The 14,345-nt window shown below is 67.2% G+C and carries 14 protein-coding genes; 2 read left to right on the forward strand and 12 right to left on the reverse strand.

Translation table 11 applies throughout. From position 1 onward, the window contains the following. Positions 1–4: 4 nt before the first annotated feature. Positions 5–628, reverse strand: coding sequence for a class I SAM-dependent DNA methyltransferase (locus LJF27_RS07665; protein ID WP_003449511.1), 624 nt, complete (start codon positions 626–628; stop codon positions 5–7). A gap of 325 nt (positions 629–953) precedes the next feature. Here LJF27_RS07665 and LJF27_RS07670 point away from each other — a divergent pair, with 325 nt between their 5' ends. Beyond that, positions 954–2,501 (forward strand): TerC family protein, encoded by a 1,548-nt coding sequence (locus tag LJF27_RS07670; protein ID WP_003082751.1) that lies wholly within the window; start codon positions 954–956, stop codon positions 2,499–2,501. A gap of 55 nt (positions 2,502–2,556) precedes the next feature. Here the strand turns inward: LJF27_RS07670 and LJF27_RS07675 are convergent, their stop codons facing one another. Next, positions 2,557–3,336, reverse strand: a complete 780-nt coding sequence (locus LJF27_RS07675) for an SDR family oxidoreductase (protein WP_023101408.1) — start codon at positions 3,334–3,336, stop codon at positions 2,557–2,559. A gap of 5 nt (positions 3,337–3,341) precedes the next feature. After that, positions 3,342–3,773: a GlcG/HbpS family heme-binding protein gene (locus LJF27_RS07680; protein ID WP_003082743.1), complete on the reverse strand. Its 432-nt coding sequence runs from the start codon at positions 3,771–3,773 to the stop codon at positions 3,342–3,344. Positions 3,774–3,857: 84 nt separating this feature from the next. On the opposite strand from LJF27_RS07680, the gene LJF27_RS07685 reads away from it, so the two are divergent. Further along, the gene (locus LJF27_RS07685) at positions 3,858–4,766 is read left to right on the forward strand and encodes a LysR family transcriptional regulator (RefSeq protein WP_003109254.1); all 909 of its coding nucleotides are present in this window, start codon (positions 3,858–3,860) and stop codon (positions 4,764–4,766) included. A gap of 3 nt (positions 4,767–4,769) precedes the next feature. On the opposite strand, the gene LJF27_RS07690 is transcribed toward LJF27_RS07685, so the two are convergent. The 9 genes from LJF27_RS07690 to cyoC form a co-directional block, all read right to left on the reverse strand. Then, positions 4,770–6,698, reverse strand: a complete 1,929-nt coding sequence (locus LJF27_RS07690) for a DNA/RNA non-specific endonuclease (RefSeq protein WP_003159877.1) — start codon at positions 6,696–6,698, stop codon at positions 4,770–4,772. A gap of 91 nt (positions 6,699–6,789) precedes the next feature. After that, complete coding sequence (ilvA, locus tag LJF27_RS07695; RefSeq protein ID WP_003082739.1) at positions 6,790–8,337, reverse strand: threonine ammonia-lyase, biosynthetic; 1,548 nt, start codon at positions 8,335–8,337, stop codon at positions 6,790–6,792. Continuing rightward, positions 8,334–8,741, reverse strand: a complete 408-nt coding sequence (locus tag LJF27_RS07700; RefSeq protein ID WP_003133421.1) for a YybH family protein — start codon at positions 8,739–8,741, stop codon at positions 8,334–8,336. Before LJF27_RS07700 ends, ilvA begins: the two co-directional genes overlap by 4 nt. Before the next feature lie 265 nt (positions 8,742–9,006). After that, positions 9,007–9,519, reverse strand: coding sequence for a prealbumin-like fold domain-containing protein (locus LJF27_RS07705; RefSeq protein WP_003082734.1), 513 nt, complete (start codon positions 9,517–9,519; stop codon positions 9,007–9,009). 59 nt (positions 9,520–9,578) lie between these two features. Next, positions 9,579–9,911 (reverse strand): DUF883 family protein, encoded by a 333-nt coding sequence (locus LJF27_RS07710; protein ID WP_003082731.1) that lies wholly within the window; start codon positions 9,909–9,911, stop codon positions 9,579–9,581. A gap of 128 nt (positions 9,912–10,039) precedes the next feature. Beyond that, positions 10,040–12,238, reverse strand: coding sequence for a TonB-dependent receptor (locus LJF27_RS07715; protein WP_003082728.1), 2,199 nt, complete (start codon positions 12,236–12,238; stop codon positions 10,040–10,042). 238 nt (positions 12,239–12,476) lie between these two features. Further along, entirely contained in the window at positions 12,477–13,367 is an 891-nt protein-coding gene (gene cyoE / locus LJF27_RS07720; protein WP_003082726.1) for a heme o synthase, read from the reverse strand. A 10-nt stretch (positions 13,368–13,377) separates the two neighbouring features. Continuing rightward, on the reverse strand, positions 13,378–13,713 hold the full coding sequence (gene cyoD, locus LJF27_RS07725; RefSeq protein ID WP_003109258.1) for a cytochrome o ubiquinol oxidase subunit IV: 336 nt from the start codon (positions 13,711–13,713) through the stop codon (positions 13,378–13,380). Next, a complete protein-coding gene (gene cyoC / locus LJF27_RS07730; protein ID WP_003086858.1) occupies positions 13,713–14,342 on the reverse strand; it encodes a cytochrome o ubiquinol oxidase subunit III in 630 nt (209 codons plus the stop codon). Before cyoC ends, cyoD begins: the two co-directional genes overlap by 1 nt. Between the last annotated feature and the right edge of the window lie 3 nt (positions 14,343–14,345).

Genomic DNA, 14,345 nt, shown 5'->3' on the forward strand with positions numbered 1-14,345 from the left:
GCCTTCAGACGGGGCGCCGCCAGACGCTCGCCAGCCAGGGCTGCTGCTCGCGCGGCAGGCCCGGCGGCCGGTAGTAGTGCTCCAGCTCGACGAAACCGGCTTCCTCCAGTAGGCGTTTCCAGGCCGGGTAATCGTGGTAGGCACCGTAGCGTTGGCCATTCCAGCCCTCGCGGTTGTCGCCGCGCGGGTTGGAGCTGAACAGCACGCCGCCCGGCCGCAGCGCTTCGAAGAGTTCGCCGAGCACCCGCGGCAAGGCGCTGCCGGGCACATGGAACAGGCTGGCGTTGGCGAAGATGCCGTCGAAGTGCCCGGCCGGCAGTCGCAGCGCCAGGAAATTCTGTTGCCATACCTCGCAACCGCTGTCGGCCCTGGCCATCTCGACGAAGCGCGGCGTGCCTTCGAGTCCCACCGGCTGGTGGCCGAGGCGGCGGAAGGTGGCCAGGTCGCGCCCGGGACCGCAGCCGAAATCGAGGATCCGGTACGGCGGCGACCCGTCGATATGGCGCAGCAGCGCCTCGACGTTCTGGCTCACGTCATGGCCGCGGGTGCCCTCGCGGAAGCCTTCGGCGTTGCGCTGGTAGTCGGCCAGGGTGGTGGCGGTGATCGCGTCGAAATCCTCGGTGCTCATGTCTGCTCGCAGTGGCGGGGTTCCGCCCAGTCTAGCGCCGGCACGGGTTTCGCCTAAGGTTTTGTAATAGTTTCCCGCTGTGGCGAGGGCCCGCGACACAGTAGGATCGACTTCCCTTTGACTCTCAATGGCCATCATGACCACCCTTTCGGAGCCCCCCAGTCGTCCTTCCGGACAACCCTCCCCGCTTCGCCTTCGCCACCTGCGTCCGCCCCTCGACGCCGAATCCCTCGCCTCGTCCCCCTCCGTCACCGCCGGCTGCCGCAGCCGCGCCGTGCAGCGTCGCGCCAGCGCGACGGCCAGCCGGACCGGGAGGTAAGCGCACATGGAATGGATAGCTGACCCGACTGCCTGGCTCGGCCTGGCGACCCTGATCGTGCTGGAGATCGTCCTCGGCATCGACAACCTGGTGTTCATCGCGATCCTCGCCGACAAGCTGCCGCCGCACCTGCGCGACCGCGCCCGGGTCCTCGGCCTGTCGCTGGCGCTGCTGATGCGCCTGGGCCTGCTGGCGAGCATCTCGTGGATGGTGACCCTCACCGAGCCGCTGTTCGAGGTATTCGGCAAGAGCTTCTCCGGCCGCGACCTGATCATGCTGTTCGGTGGCGTGTTCCTGCTGTTCAAGGCCACCATGGAGTTGCACGAACGCCTCGAAGGCCATGTCGCCCAGCACGCCGGCAACAAGACCTACGCGCTGTTCTGGCCGATCGTCGCGCAGATCGTGGTGCTCGACGCGGTGTTCTCGCTCGACGCGGTGATCACCGCGGTGGGCATGGTCGAGCACCTGGAAGTGATGATGATCGCGGTGATCGTCTCCATCGGCCTGATGATCGTCGCCAGCAAGCCGCTGACCCGCTTCGTCAATCGTCACCCGACGGTGATCATGCTGTGCCTGGGCTTCCTGATGATGATCGGCTTCAGCCTGACCGCCGAGGGCCTGGGCTTCCATATCCCGAAAGGCTACCTGTACGCGGCCATCGGCTTCTCGATCCTCATCGAGGTGTTCAACCAGGTCGCCCGCAAGCGCCGCAAGAAGAGCCTGCAGGGCCACCGCCCGCTGCGCGCGCGTACCGCCCATGCGGTGCTGCGCCTGCTCGGCGGCCAGCGCCTGGAGGCCGACGAGGTCGGCGAGGAAGTCGCCGACCTGTTCGAGGAGGGCGACGACCAGGTGGTCTTCGACCGCCGCGAGCGGGTGATGATCAGCGGCGTGCTGCAATTGGCCGAGAAGCCCATCCGCAGCCTGATGACGGTACGCGCCGAGGTCGACTGCATCGACCTCGACAGCGGCCGTGAGGCGATCCGCGCGGCGCTGCTCGAATCGTCCTACTCGCGCCTGCCGCTGGTGCGCGACGGGCGCGTCGAGGAGCCGCTGGGCTACGTGCACAAGAAGGAACTGCTCAAGGAGCTGCTCGCCGGCGCCCAGCCGGACCTGGAAAGCCTGGCCCGCCAGCCGCTCAACCTGTTGCAGGACTGCTCGATCCTCAACGCCCTGGAGCAGATGCGCGAGGCCTCGACCCACGTGGCCTTCGTGGTCAACGAGTTCGGCGAGTTCATCGGCCTGCTGACCCTGACCGACATTCTCGAATCCATCGCCGGCGAGCTGCCCGACGCCAGTGAGATCGACGGTCCGGACGTGGTCGAGGAGAACGACGGCTATCTGGTCAGCGGTGCCATGAACCTCAGCCAGGTGCGTCGACGCGTGGGGTTCGACGCGCGCGCCACGGAGGACTACCAGACCCTCGCCGGGCTGGTGATGAGCCTGCTCGACCGCCTGCCGGTGATCGGCGACCGCCTGCAGTGGCAGGACTGGGAACTGCGGGTGGTGGAAGTGGAAGAACGCCGGGTGACCCGGGTCCTGCTGCGCAGGGGCTGAGCGAAGCGGCGGCCGCCGATCCGGCCGCCGCCCTCCCCGGCGCAGCGGCAGACCGCTACAGGCGGCGCTGCCAGGCCTGCGCCTGCTCGTCCTTGACCACCTCGACGAAAGCTTCCGGCAACAGGGTGCGGAACGGTCCTTCGTCGGCCTCGGCCAGCTCGACCATCCGCGCGATCATTTCCTCCGGATCGTACTGCTCGAAGGGAAAGCGCACGCCGCTGTGGTCGGTGAAGTGGCGCTGCGGGTCGTACCAGCGTTTCCAGGTTTCCATCATGCGATCGTTGAAGCCGGTCTGGTACGGGCCGGGATTGACGGTGCCAACCTGGATGCCGAACGGCTTCAGTTCGGCATGCAGGGCCTCGGCGAAGGCCTCCAGGGCATGCTTGGAGGCGCAGTAGGGGCCGGTATAGGGTCCGGTGATCAGGCCGGCGATGGACGACACGAAGAGCACCTTGCCGCCACGCTTCTGCTCGACCATGCGCCGGACGAAACCCTGGGTCAGTTCCAGGTTGGCGAACACGTTGGTCTCGAACAGCGCGCGCACCAGTTCCAGCGGGATCTCCGCGCTGGCCCCGGCCTCGGCGCTGCCGGCGTTGTTCAGCAGCACGTCGATATCCCATTCCCAGGCGCGTTCGCGATCGGCGGCGACGGTGATGTCGAGGGTTTCCACCCGCAGCGGGACGCCACGTCGCCCGGCCTCTTCGCGCAGGTCGGCGGCCTGCCCGGCGCCGCGCACGCCGGCGATCGTCCGATGGCCGCGGGCGGCCAGGCGCAACGCCACTTCCCGACCGAAGCCGCTGCCGGCCCCGGTCACCAGGATTCGCTTCTGTTTCATCTCGATTACCTCTGGATTGTTGCCATGGCCACGGCGGCCTCGGCGATGGATTGGTCCTGGGCCGCGCTGGCGCCGGAGACGCCGACGCCACCCAGGCAGGAACCGCCGGCATCGCCCAGCGGCATGCCGCCGGCGAAGCAGGCCAGCCCGCCGTTGCTCTGCTCGATGCTCCACAACGGCTGGCCCGGCCCGGCGAGTCGGCCCAGCTCGCCGCTGGGCAGGCGGAACAGCGCGGCGCTGCGCGCCTTGCGCTGGGCCAGGTCGATGGCACCGGGAACGCTATCGTCCATCCGTACGAACGCCAGCAGGTTGGCATGGGCGTCGACCACCGCGACGCAGACCGCCAGGCGCTGCCGCTGCGCTTCGGCAATGGCCGCCGCGATGCAGCGTTGGGCATGTTGCAGAGACAGGTGGGTAGACATGGCCGGCGTCCTCATCGAGTGCTTGCGGGCCAGTCTAGAAAGGTCGAAGCTTTAACAGAACCGGCCTTCTCCTACGTAGACTTTCAAGTTTTTCTAACAATGAATCGACGCGATCCCCTCGCCGGCCTGCATGTCTTCAGGCAGGTCGCCGACACCGGCAGCTTCACCCGCGCCGCCGCCCTGCTCGGGGTGACGCCGGCAGCGGTGAGCCAGGCGATCAACCAACTGGAAGCCGAGCTGCGTCTCAAGCTGTTCCACCGCACCACCCGCGGGGTCAGCCTGAGCGAGGCCGGGCAGCGCTACCACGAACAGACCGAACAGCCCTACCGCGACCTGGTGCGCGCCCGCGAAGCGCTCGGCGAAAGCCTCGCGGAACCCTCCGGGCAGCTGCGCATCAGCGCCCTGCACCTGGCGAAGAACCTGGTGATCGCACCGATGCTCAACGAGTTCGTGCGACGCTACCCGAAGGTACAACTGGAGATCCGCTACGAGGACCAGTTGGTGGATATCGTCAGGGAACGACTGGATGCCGGCATCCGCCTGGCCGACGCCCTGCAGCCGGGCATGGTCGGGGTGCAACTGACAGCGCCGCTGGCGTGCCTGCTGGTGGCCACTCCGGCCTACCTCGCAGAGCACGGTACGCCGGCCAGCGTCGCCGACCTCGATGGGCATGCCGCCGTGCGCTTCCGTTTCCCGCGCAGCGGCCGCCTGCACAAGTGGCGCTTGCGGGAAGACGGGCGGGAACTGGAAGTGGACCTGCCGGCACGCTTCGTCAGCACCGACACCGAGGCAATCATCGAGGCGGCCCGCGCCGGCGCAGGGATCGCCCAGGCATTCATCCGCGAGCGGGTCGCCGCGGACCTCGCCGCCGGGCGCCTGGTGGAAGTGCTGCCTGGCAGTTGCCTGCCGCTGCCGCCGATGTGGCTGTATTACCTGAACCGCCGCCACGTACCGGCCAAGCTGCGCGCCTTCATCGAACTGCTACGCGAGTGGCGGCAGCCGGCCTGAACCTCAGCGGCCCTTGCCGGCCGGCCCCGGCCGGCTCAGCAGGAGGTCGTCCGGTCCGTCGATCTCGATGAAGCGACCGCTTTCCAGCGCCTCCTCCAGCGGCGTGCCGGCGAGCACGTCGGCCTTGCGCAGGGCGCTGGAGAAACGCAGGTCGGCGCTGGCCTCGACCTTCGCCAACGGCACCTGGTAGGTCTTGAACGCACCGTAGCGGAAGCCTTCGCTGGGCATCATCCCTTCCTGCCCCAGCAGGTAGGCGGACACTCCCAGTTCGCCGCTGTCGGCGTCGATCATCGCCACCACCTTCCAGAACTCCAGCGGCACCTGCACGCCCTGGTAGAGCGGATCGTCGTCGCGGAACACCGGACCGGTGAACACCGAGATGCGGAAGCCCTCGCTCCTGGCGTTCTGCAGCACGTAGTCCTCCAGCGACAGCCAGCTGCGCTGGTTGAGCTGCGCCACCTGGGGCACCGCGTTGGTGTAGACGAAGGTGTCGTCCTCAGCCTGCCGGGCGACGGCATCGCTGTCGCCCCAGCCGGGATCCTCGCGACGCACCATGTGGCCCTTGTCGAACGAAGCCGGGCCGTAGAAGTCCTTGTGTCCGACCTGCGCGGCCGCCTCGATGCGCGGGTCGAAGCCCCAGGAATCCTTGCGCTTGAGCGAACGCTTGAGCGCGCCGTCGATATTCACCGCGGTGAGGATCGGCAAGCGCCGGCTGGCGCTCATCACCACCGAGAAATGCAGGTAGTCCAGGCGCATGCCCTTGCCCACCGGCAGCACCTGGTGGCTCTTGCCCGGCTTGGGCAAGGCCGCCTTCGGCCCGAGGAAGGCCTCGTCGAAACCCTTGCGCTCGGCCAGGTCGGCGACACTGCGCTGCTTTTCCTGGAAGCGCGGCACGCCGCGCTTCAGCTCCGCCCCGGCCACCGGCACCCAGGCGCGACGCGCCAGCAGGCTGCGGATCACGCTGGCCTTCACCGCATAGTTGGTCTTGCGGAACTGGCCGCCGAAGTGCAGGCCGACCACCTCGCCGCCGTCGATCGAAAGCACCGCCGAGCCGGAATTGCCGCCCAGGGTCGAGCAGTCGTGGGTCAGGTACCAGGCGTCATGGGGCAATCCCACGACTTCGCCGGGAGCGAAGCGCTTGACGTCGTAGATGTTGCCGAAGATATCTTCCATCGCCCCGGCGTCGTTGCGGCTGTCGCGCGCCGGATAGCCGACCACCGCCACCGCCTGGCGCGGCTCGGCATCCTGGCGCGCGAGGACCAGCGGCGGCGGCAGCAGGTCGCCCTTCACTACCTGGAGGATCGCCATGTCCGGCGCCTCGGAGACGTCCGGGGCAATCCACAGGACCCGCGCGATCACATGCTCGTCGCTTTCCGGCTGGCGGTATTCCTCGCGGAAGTCCACGCGGGTGCGCACCTGCTTGCCGGCCTGGTTGAGACGGAAGCGGAACAGGCTGCCCTGGCGTTCGGCGAACAGGCTGGCGACATGCCGGTTGGTGACGATCAGGTCGTCCTCGATGCGCCAGCCGGTACCGCACCAGTCCATGCTGTCGTGGTCGATCAATTCCAGCCGACCGACCGAGCGGATCGGCGTGGCCAGCGCGGCGCGATGCTTCTTCAGGCGCTGCTCCAGGCCGGCCAGCGGCGCTTCGTCGAAGATACCGTTCTTCACCAGCAGCACCGGCCGGCTCTTGAGCAGGACGATCGCCTCGCTGAAGCGCCGCGAGTCGAAGAACGAGGCGTCGGATTCCGGCGACACGCTCTTGCCCAGGTGGTCGGCGATCTGCTCGCGGCTGGCGTTGTACGCCGGCACGTTGCTCCACTCACCGCGGGCGGCGAGGTGGGCGAGTTCCTCGCGGGTGCCCTTTTCCTTCAGTACCGAGCAGACCCGCAGTTCTTCCGGCGTGGCCCGCCGGGGGTTGCGCTTGCGCATGGCCATGTCCCTCGCTGGGCGGATATCCCTGGCAGGAGTCTAGCCGAGGGACATGACAGGGCCATGTCCCGCTAGCGCACCGCCGCGCAGCTCAACCGGCGAACAGCCGGTAGGCCGGGTTGTGGGTTTCCTCCCAGTACGGATAGCCGATGGCTTGCAACGCCGCCTCCAGCTCGCCGCGCTCCTCGTCCGGCACCTGCAATCCGGCCAGCACCCGACCGTCGGCGGCGCCGTGGTTGCGGTAGTGGAACAGGCTGATGTTCCAGCGCGAGCCGAGCTTGTCGAGGAAGTTCAGCAAGGCCCCGGGGCGTTCGGGAAACTCGAAGCGGAACAGCCGCTCGCGGCGCACCTCGGTACCGTGGCCGCCGACCATGTGGCGGATGTGCAGCTTGGCCATCTCGTTGTCGGTCAGGTCGAGTACCGGGAAGCCCTGCTCGCGCAGGCCGGCGAGCAGGTCGGCGCGGCTGTCGGTGAGCGGATGGGTCTGCACGCCGACGAACAGGTGGGCCTGGCGGTCGCTGTGGTAGCGGTAGTTGAACTCGGTGATCTGGCGCCGGCCCAGCGCCGCGCAGAAGGCCTTGAAGCTGCCCGGCCGCTCGGCCACGGTGACGGCGATGATCGCTTCGCGCTGTTCGCCCAGTTCGGCGCGCTCGGCAACGTGGCGCAGGCGGTCGAAGTTGATGTTGGCACCGGAGTCGATGGCCACCAGGGTCTGCCCCTCGGTGCGTTCGCGGGCCACGTACTTCTTGATCCCCGCTACGGCCAGGGCGCCGGCCGGCTCGGTGATCGAACGGGTGTCGTCGTAGATGTCCTTGATCGCCGCGCAGATTTCGTCGCTGCCGACGGTGATCACCTCGTCGACATGGTCCTTGCAGACCTCGAAGTTGCAAGCGCCGATCTGCGCCACCGCCACCCCGTCGGCGAACAGCCCGACCTGGCCCAGCACCACCCGTTCGCCGGCGGCCAGCGCCGCCTGCAGGCAGTTGGAATCCTCCGGCTCGACGCCGATCACGCGAATATCCGGACGCAGGTGCTTGACGTAGGCGGCGATCCCGGCGATCAGGCTGCCGCCGCCGACCGGCACGAAGATCGCGTCGAGGCGGCCGCTATGCTGGCGGAGGATCTCCATCGCCACCGTGCCCTGTCCGGCGATCACGTCCGGATCGTCGTAGGGTGGGACGAAGGTCATGCCTTCGCGCTCGGCCAGTTGCAGGGCATGGGCCAGCGCATCGGGGAAGGCGTCGCCGTGCAGCAACGCCTCGCCGCCGCGCGCCAGCACGCCCTTGACCTTGAGTTCGGGAGTGGTGCGCGGCATCACGATCACCGCCCGCACGCCCAGGCGCTGCGCCGCCAGGGCCAGGCCCTGGGCATGGTTGCCGGCGGAGGCGGTGATCACCCCGCGGGCCTTCTGCTCGTCGCTCAGGCGCGCGACACGGGTGTAGGCGCCGCGGATCTTGAAGGAGAACACCGGCTGCAGGTCCTCGCGCTTGAGCAGCACCCGGTTGCCCAGGCGCTGGGACAACTGCGGCGCGACCTGCAAGGGGGTTTCCACGGCGACGTCGTACACCGGCGCGGCCAGGATGCTTTCCACGTAGCCGGCCAGCAGGGGTTTGCTTGCGCTGAGGGTCGAGGCGCTCATCGGCTGGCCTCCGCGCTCGCCGCCACCGAGGCCAGCAGGTCGGTGCCGTAGGAGTTGTCCACCGCGCAGCGCCACTGGCCATCGGCCTCCTGGCGGAACACGTAGGTGGCCCGACGTTGCAGGCGTCCGGCCTTCGACTCGATCAGCGCCTCGGCCATGACCAGCGCCGTATCTCCCGCCTCGATCACCCGCAGGTCGTGCTGGCGCACTCGCAGGCTGTGCTCGAAGTGCCGGGCGATGGCGTCGAACGCCTGGCGGATCTGCGCCTTGCCGCAGGCGTTGAGGCCCGGCTTGACCACCAGGGTGGCGTCGTCGCAGTAGAAATCCATCAGGGCATCGAACTGCCCGGCATTGATCAGGGCGTCGGCCCGGCCAACGAGGTTCTGGAGGGTCTGGTGCTGCATGCTGTTCTCCCGGTTCGGTGGTTTTGGCCCAGGAGACAGAACGAAGAACCCGCCTCGAGGGCGGGTTCGGAGTGGACGCTGGCTAACCCGCCATAGCTGGAATGGCGGTAATAATGCTGCGGCGGGTAAGCAGGGTCGCGAAGGTCATGGGTATCGAAACTACGGCGCCGCCCGGTTGGCTGTCAAGCGGTCCGGCCGCGCCGGCAGGAAAAAGCCCCTGCCGCGATGGCAGGGGCTTGCCGTTTTGGCCGAACACCGCCGGAGGTCAGCGGGTCAGCAGCACCTTCTGCGGCTGCGAGCCGCTCACGGTGACCAGCTTGGTGACGGTGCCGCCCTCGGTGATGGTCTTGCCATCGCTCTGGGCGCTCCAGGTCAGCTCGCTGGAAATGTAGTAGGTGCCGTTGGGGATGTGGTCGAAGTCGAAGCGACCGTTCTGGTCGGTGGTCGCCTCGCGCACGTAGGTGGCGCGTCGCGGGTCGAGCACCGGCGGTTGCACGTCGGGGTCGCGCTTGGCGGCATCGAGGTTGCCGAACTTCGCGTAGTAGGCCTTCATGTAGCTGGTCGCAGGCTCCAGGGTGACCTTGGTGTTGGTCCCCTTCTGGATCGCACCCGACGCGCTGGTCAGGTACAGGTCGCCGTTGATCACGCCCTCTCCCACCTGCTGGGTCGCCGCGTATTCATGCTCCGGGAAATCCGGCAGGTCGTTGGGATTGGAGGCGCAGGCCGCCAGGGCCACGGTCATGGCCAGGAGGCCGAGGTTCTTCTTGATCGAAAGCATGGGCAATTCCTTTTTTCAAGCGAAGGTAACGAGTCCGTTGTGCGGCACCGACCGCGTGCTCAGGAGCGACGCCCGAGCAGGAAGCCGGCGAGCAGGCCCACCGCGGTGGTGATGGCCACGGTCTGCCAGGGATTGGCGCCGATATAGCTTTCCGTCGCATCCACCGCGTGGCGGCTGCGTTCGGCCACGGCGCTACCGCCCTTGCCGAGGGCATCGTTGGCCTTCTCCAGCAGCGCGCCGATCCGCGCACGGGCGCTGTCGGCCTTGTCGCCGGCGAAGGCGGCGCTGTCGGCGAGCATGCTGTTGGCTTCGGAGAGCAGTTCCTGCAGCTCGCTGTAGCTCTGGTGCTGGATCTGCTCGAGGTTGTCTTTCACTGCGTTTTTGCGTGCCATCGAAGAGGCTCCCTGAAAAATGACTTGCAAAGGAGTTGATAGGCGCCGCAGTGAAAAAGTTCAGAGGAAATCGCCGGGAAGAACCGGCGCCCAGGCAGTGGGCGCCGGCTTCCATGGCCTGCCTGCCGTCAGAACGCGTAGATCGCCGAAAGAATCGCCGTGCGACCGTCGCCATACTCGATGGCCGAGGAGCGCGACTGGTTGCCGTACACCTGGCGCACCCGCTCGACGTAGGCCTTGTCGAACAGGTTGTCGAGGTTGAGTTGCAGTTTCAGGTCGCGCGTCGCCTGGTAGCCGAGCATCATGTTGTGCACCCAGTAGGCATCCAGCTTGCCGTTGTCCACCGAGGTGACGTTGCGCTGGCTGACGTAGCGTGCGCCATAGCCCAGGGTCACGCCCTCGGGCAGTTCGTAGGTGCTCCAGAGGCTCAACGAGCGCGGCGGGGTATTGCCCAGGGCCTGTCCCTCACGCTGCGGGTTGCTGGATTTCAGGGTTTCGCTGTCGAGGTAGGTGTAGGTGGCGAAGAGGTCCCAGTGCTCGTTCAACTTGCCGCTGGCGCTCAGCTCCAGGCCACGCACGCGCTGTTCGCCGGCAAGCACGTAGCTGCCGTCGGCCAGGCGTTCGCGAGCGTCCTCCTTCTTCACCTGGAACAGCGCCGCGTCCAGCTCCAGGCGCCGTCCGAGGAACTCCCACTTGGTGCCCAGCTCGTAGGTACTGTTCTTCTCCGGCGCCAGGCCTCCGGTCGCCTCGGTCACGCCCGAGCCGGTGGTGACCAGGTGTTCCGCCGAGGGGTTGAAGGAGGTGCCGTAGGAGAAGTACACCCGCCCGTTCTCCAGCGGCTTGAATACCAGCCCCGCCCGAGTGCTCAGCTTGCCGTCGGAACTGTCGGCGCGCACCGTCGGCTTGCCTGAGGGCGTGCTCCGCGAGGTGCCGTCGATCCAGTCGTAGCGCAGGCCCAGGCTGAGGTCCCAGCGCTCGTCCAGGGCGATGGTGTCGAAGGCGTACAGCGCCTTGACCTCCAGTTCGGTCCGGTTGCGCGCGCTGTCGCGCTTGTCGGTGGGGCCGTTCCAGTAGCCCGGCGGGTTGTGCAGGTCGAAGCCGTTGGCCGGGTAGAACTTGCCCAGGTTGTAGGAGTAGGTGGTGCGGTCGTAGGTCTCGCGGGACAGCTCGAAGCCGCCGATCAGCGTATGCGCCAGGCCGAAGGTATCGAAGCGGCCGGTGAGGTTGGTCTGGTTGATCCACATCCGCGTCTTCGAATCGCGCCCGTAGGCTTGCGGTCCCGCCGGCAGGTAGCGACCCGGCGGCAGGCCCTTCTGGTTGACGTGGGAGGCGGAGATCACCGTGTCCCGATGCAGGTGGGAATAGCGGATGAGGTTCTGCAACTGGAAGTCGTCGCTGAAATCGTGTTCGAGCTTGAGGGTGGCGACGTCGTTGTCGATCCGTTCCTCGTCCAGGTTGCGCCAGCCGAAATAATCGTGGCGGCTGACGCCGTCCAGCTTGCGCCCGTTCAGCGCCGGCACGCCATAGTCGGGAAGGTTGTCGTCGCGCTGGTGGAAGTAGCTCAGGGTCAGGCGGGTCGGGGTGTCCAGGCCGAAGGTCAGGGATGGCGCGATGCCCCAGCGCTGCTTGTCGATCTGTTCGCGCCCGGCGACGTCGTTGTGGTGGGCCATGAGGTTGAGGCGGAAGGCGGTCGATTCGCCAAGCCCTTCCAGCGGCTGGTTGGTGTCCAGGGTCAGGCGCCGGTAGCGGTCCGTGCCCAGCCCGGCGCCCAGGTGGGTGAAGGCTTCGGCCTTGGGCTGCTTGCTGACCATGTTGATGCTGCCGCCGCTGGTGCCGGCACCGCCGAACACCGAGTTCGGTCCCTTGATCACTTCCACCGCCTCCAGGTTGAACAGGTCGCTGCGGCTGGTCTGGGCGCTGTCGCGCAGCCCGTCCACCTGCATGTTGGCGTTGGCGCTGAAGCCGCGGATGTTGATGCTGTCGCCGGAACCGCCGCCGCCCTCGCCGGCGTTGAAGGTGATGCCGGAGACGTTGGACAGCACCTGGCGCAGGCTCAGGGCGTTCTGCTCCTGGATCACCTTTTGCGGCACCACCGTGACGGTCTGCGGGGTATCCAGCAGCGGCACGGCGTACTTGGCCGAGGCCGAGCGTTCGACCCTGGACGAGGCCTGCTCGCCGGTGACCGTGTCGGCTCCCAGTTCCAGGGGATCGTCCTTGCGCGCCGCGTCCTCGGCCAGGGCCGGCGAGGAGCAGGCGGCCATCAACAGCATCAGCGGCGCCAGCGGGCGTTTGGTGGGCAAGGGGGACGGCTCGTTGCGACGATCCATGAAGTACTCCATCTTGGTTATTGAGAATCATTGGCATTTGATTGATGGAGGGTTTTTTTCACAAGCCGGACAGCTCCGAAAAAGCTCCCGGAAAAATCTGATAACCAACGGCAGAGTCCCGGAACAGAGGGCTCGCCGCGCGGCCCTTCTGCCAGGCGGCGTCCGCATCCCTGCCATCGCGCAGACAAAAAAAAGCCCCGCCAATCGACCGGCGGGGCTTTCCCTAAAGCGTGTCGCCTCAGAACAGCGAGGCGACCAGATGGGTGGCGGGCGCCACCTGGAAGTCGATGGACATCATCACGCTCAGCGCGGTGATGGCGACGATGGAGAAGGCGAACAGCTTGCGCGCCCAGACCCGGTCGTCGGCGGTCCAGTAGCCGGTCAGGGCGATGGCCAGCCACCACAGGCTCACCGCCACCGCCACCAGCAGGTAGCCGTAGCCGGCGTAGCCGCCCAGGCACAAGGCGAGGGTCGCCGCCATGAAGGCGAGGATGTAGAGCACGATGTGGATCTTGGTCACCGCGATGCCGCGCGCCACCGGCAGCACCGGGATGCCGGCCGCCTCGTAGTCCTTCAGGCGGAAGATGGCGATGGCATAGGAGTGCGGCATCTGCCACAGGCAGAAGATCGCCAGCAGCGAGGCGGCGCCGGCGTCGAACTGGCCGCTCACCGCGCAGTAGCCGACCACCGGCGGCATCGCCCCGGAGAGGCTGCCGACCAGCGTGCCGTACTGCGAACGACGCTTGAACCACAGGCTGTACAGGCCGACGTAGACGAAGTAGCCGAAGCCGGCCAGCGCGGTGGTCAGCGGGTTGGTCCGCCACCACAGCAGGCCGAAGCCGGCGACCCCGAGGACCAGGCCGTGGGCCAGGGCAGCCTTCAGCGAGATCTGCCCGGTCACGGTGACTCGCCCGCGGGTCCGCTCCATGTGCCGGTCGATGTCGCGGTCGATGCAGTTGTTCAGTACGCACCCACTGGCGACCACCAGCGACAGGCCGATGACCGTGGCCAGCAACAGCATCGGCTCGACGCTGCCGCGGGCGGCGAGGAAGTATCCCCCCGCCACCGCGATCAGGTTGCCGAAGATGATTCCCGGCTTGGCCACCAGGAGATAGCGTTTCAGCTTCACGTCATGGCCCTCAGGGCATCGGCATCATCAGCATGTCGGCGCTGAAGATGATCCACAGCGAGAGACCGACCACCAGCAGGATGACGATCACCGTGAAGATGAACGCCATCACGTTCCAGCGCCCTTCCGACGACATGTTCATGTGCAGGAAGCAGATCAGGTGCACCACCACCTGCACCAGGCCGAGGACGACCATGGTGAGGATGGTCGCGTGGCGCGAGAAGCCGCCGTCCATGACCATGTAGAACGGGATCGCGGTGAGGATCACCGAGAGCACGAAGCCGATCGCGTAGGAACCCAGGCTGCCGTGGCCGGCGCCGTGGTTGTCGTGTGCAGCGCTGCTCATTACAGGGCCCCCATCAGGTAGACGACGGTGAAGACGCAGATCCAGACGATGTCGAGGAAGTGCCAGAACAGGCTCAGGCACATCATCCGGGTGTTGTTCTGCGCGGTGAGGCCGCGGGTCCAGATCTGCGCCATCAGCACCAGCATCCACAGCAGACCGGCGCTGACGTGCAGGCCGTGCATGCCGACCAGGGTGAAGAAGGACGACAGGAAGGCGCTTCGGCTCGGGCCGAAACCTTCGGCGATCAGGTGGTGGAACTCGTTGATCTCCATCCCGATGAACGCGGCGCCGAGCAGGAAGGTGACCCCGAGCCAGGCGATCGCCTGGCCCTTGGCGCCCTTGTGCGCAGAGAGCATGGCCAGGCCGTAGGTGCAGCTGGAAACCAGCAGGATGGCGGTTTCCACCAGCACGTAGGGCAGCTCGAAGATGTCCTTGCCGCTGGGGCCGCCGGCGGTGTGGTGAACCAGCACCGCGTAGGTGGCGAAGACGCTGGCGAACAGCACGCAGTCGGTCATCAGGTAGAGCCAGAAACCGAATACGGTGTTGCCGCCGCTATCGTGTGCATGATCGTGGTCGTGGCCCACTTCGTGGGCGTCGGCCAGATGCTTGTTCAATACTGCCGTCGACATGGT

It is taken from the genome of Pseudomonas sp. 203-8 (genome assembly GCF_020708595.1).
Taxonomy (GTDB): Bacteria; Pseudomonadota; Gammaproteobacteria; order Pseudomonadales; family Pseudomonadaceae; genus Pseudomonas; species Pseudomonas aeruginosa.

Excerpts from the sequence above, each read along its gene's own strand:
- LJF27_RS07665 (WP_003449511.1), bottom strand. The coding sequence starts at position 628 with ATGAGCACCGAGGATTTCGACGCGATCACCGCCACCACCCTGGCCGAC.
- LJF27_RS07670 (WP_003082751.1), top strand. The coding sequence starts at position 954 with ATGGAATGGATAGCTGACCCGACTGCCTGGCTCGGCCTGGCGACCCTG.
- LJF27_RS07675 (WP_023101408.1), bottom strand. The coding sequence starts at position 3,336 with ATGAAACAGAAGCGAATCCTGGTGACCGGGGCCGGCAGCGGCTTCGGT.
- LJF27_RS07680 (WP_003082743.1), bottom strand. The coding sequence starts at position 3,773 with ATGAGGACGCCGGCCATGTCTACCCACCTGTCTCTGCAACATGCCCAA.
- LJF27_RS07685 (WP_003109254.1), top strand. The coding sequence starts at position 3,858 with ATGAATCGACGCGATCCCCTCGCCGGCCTGCATGTCTTCAGGCAGGTC.
- LJF27_RS07690 (WP_003159877.1), bottom strand. The coding sequence starts at position 6,698 with ATGCGCAAGCGCAACCCCCGGCGGGCCACGCCGGAAGAACTGCGGGTC.
- ilvA (WP_003082739.1), bottom strand. The coding sequence starts at position 8,337 with ATGAGCGCCTCGACCCTCAGCGCAAGCAAACCCCTGCTGGCCGGCTAC.
- LJF27_RS07700 (WP_003133421.1), bottom strand. The coding sequence starts at position 8,741 with ATGCAGCACCAGACCCTCCAGAACCTCGTTGGCCGGGCCGACGCCCTG.
- LJF27_RS07705 (WP_003082734.1), bottom strand. The coding sequence starts at position 9,519 with ATGCTTTCGATCAAGAAGAACCTCGGCCTCCTGGCCATGACCGTGGCC.
- LJF27_RS07710 (WP_003082731.1), bottom strand. The coding sequence starts at position 9,911 with ATGGCACGCAAAAACGCAGTGAAAGACAACCTCGAGCAGATCCAGCAC.
- LJF27_RS07715 (WP_003082728.1), bottom strand. The coding sequence starts at position 12,238 with ATGGATCGTCGCAACGAGCCGTCCCCCTTGCCCACCAAACGCCCGCTG.
- cyoD (WP_003109258.1), bottom strand. The coding sequence starts at position 13,713 with ATGAGCAGCGCTGCACACGACAACCACGGCGCCGGCCACGGCAGCCTG.
- cyoC (WP_003086858.1), bottom strand. The coding sequence starts at position 14,342 with ATGTCGACGGCAGTATTGAACAAGCATCTGGCCGACGCCCACGAAGTG.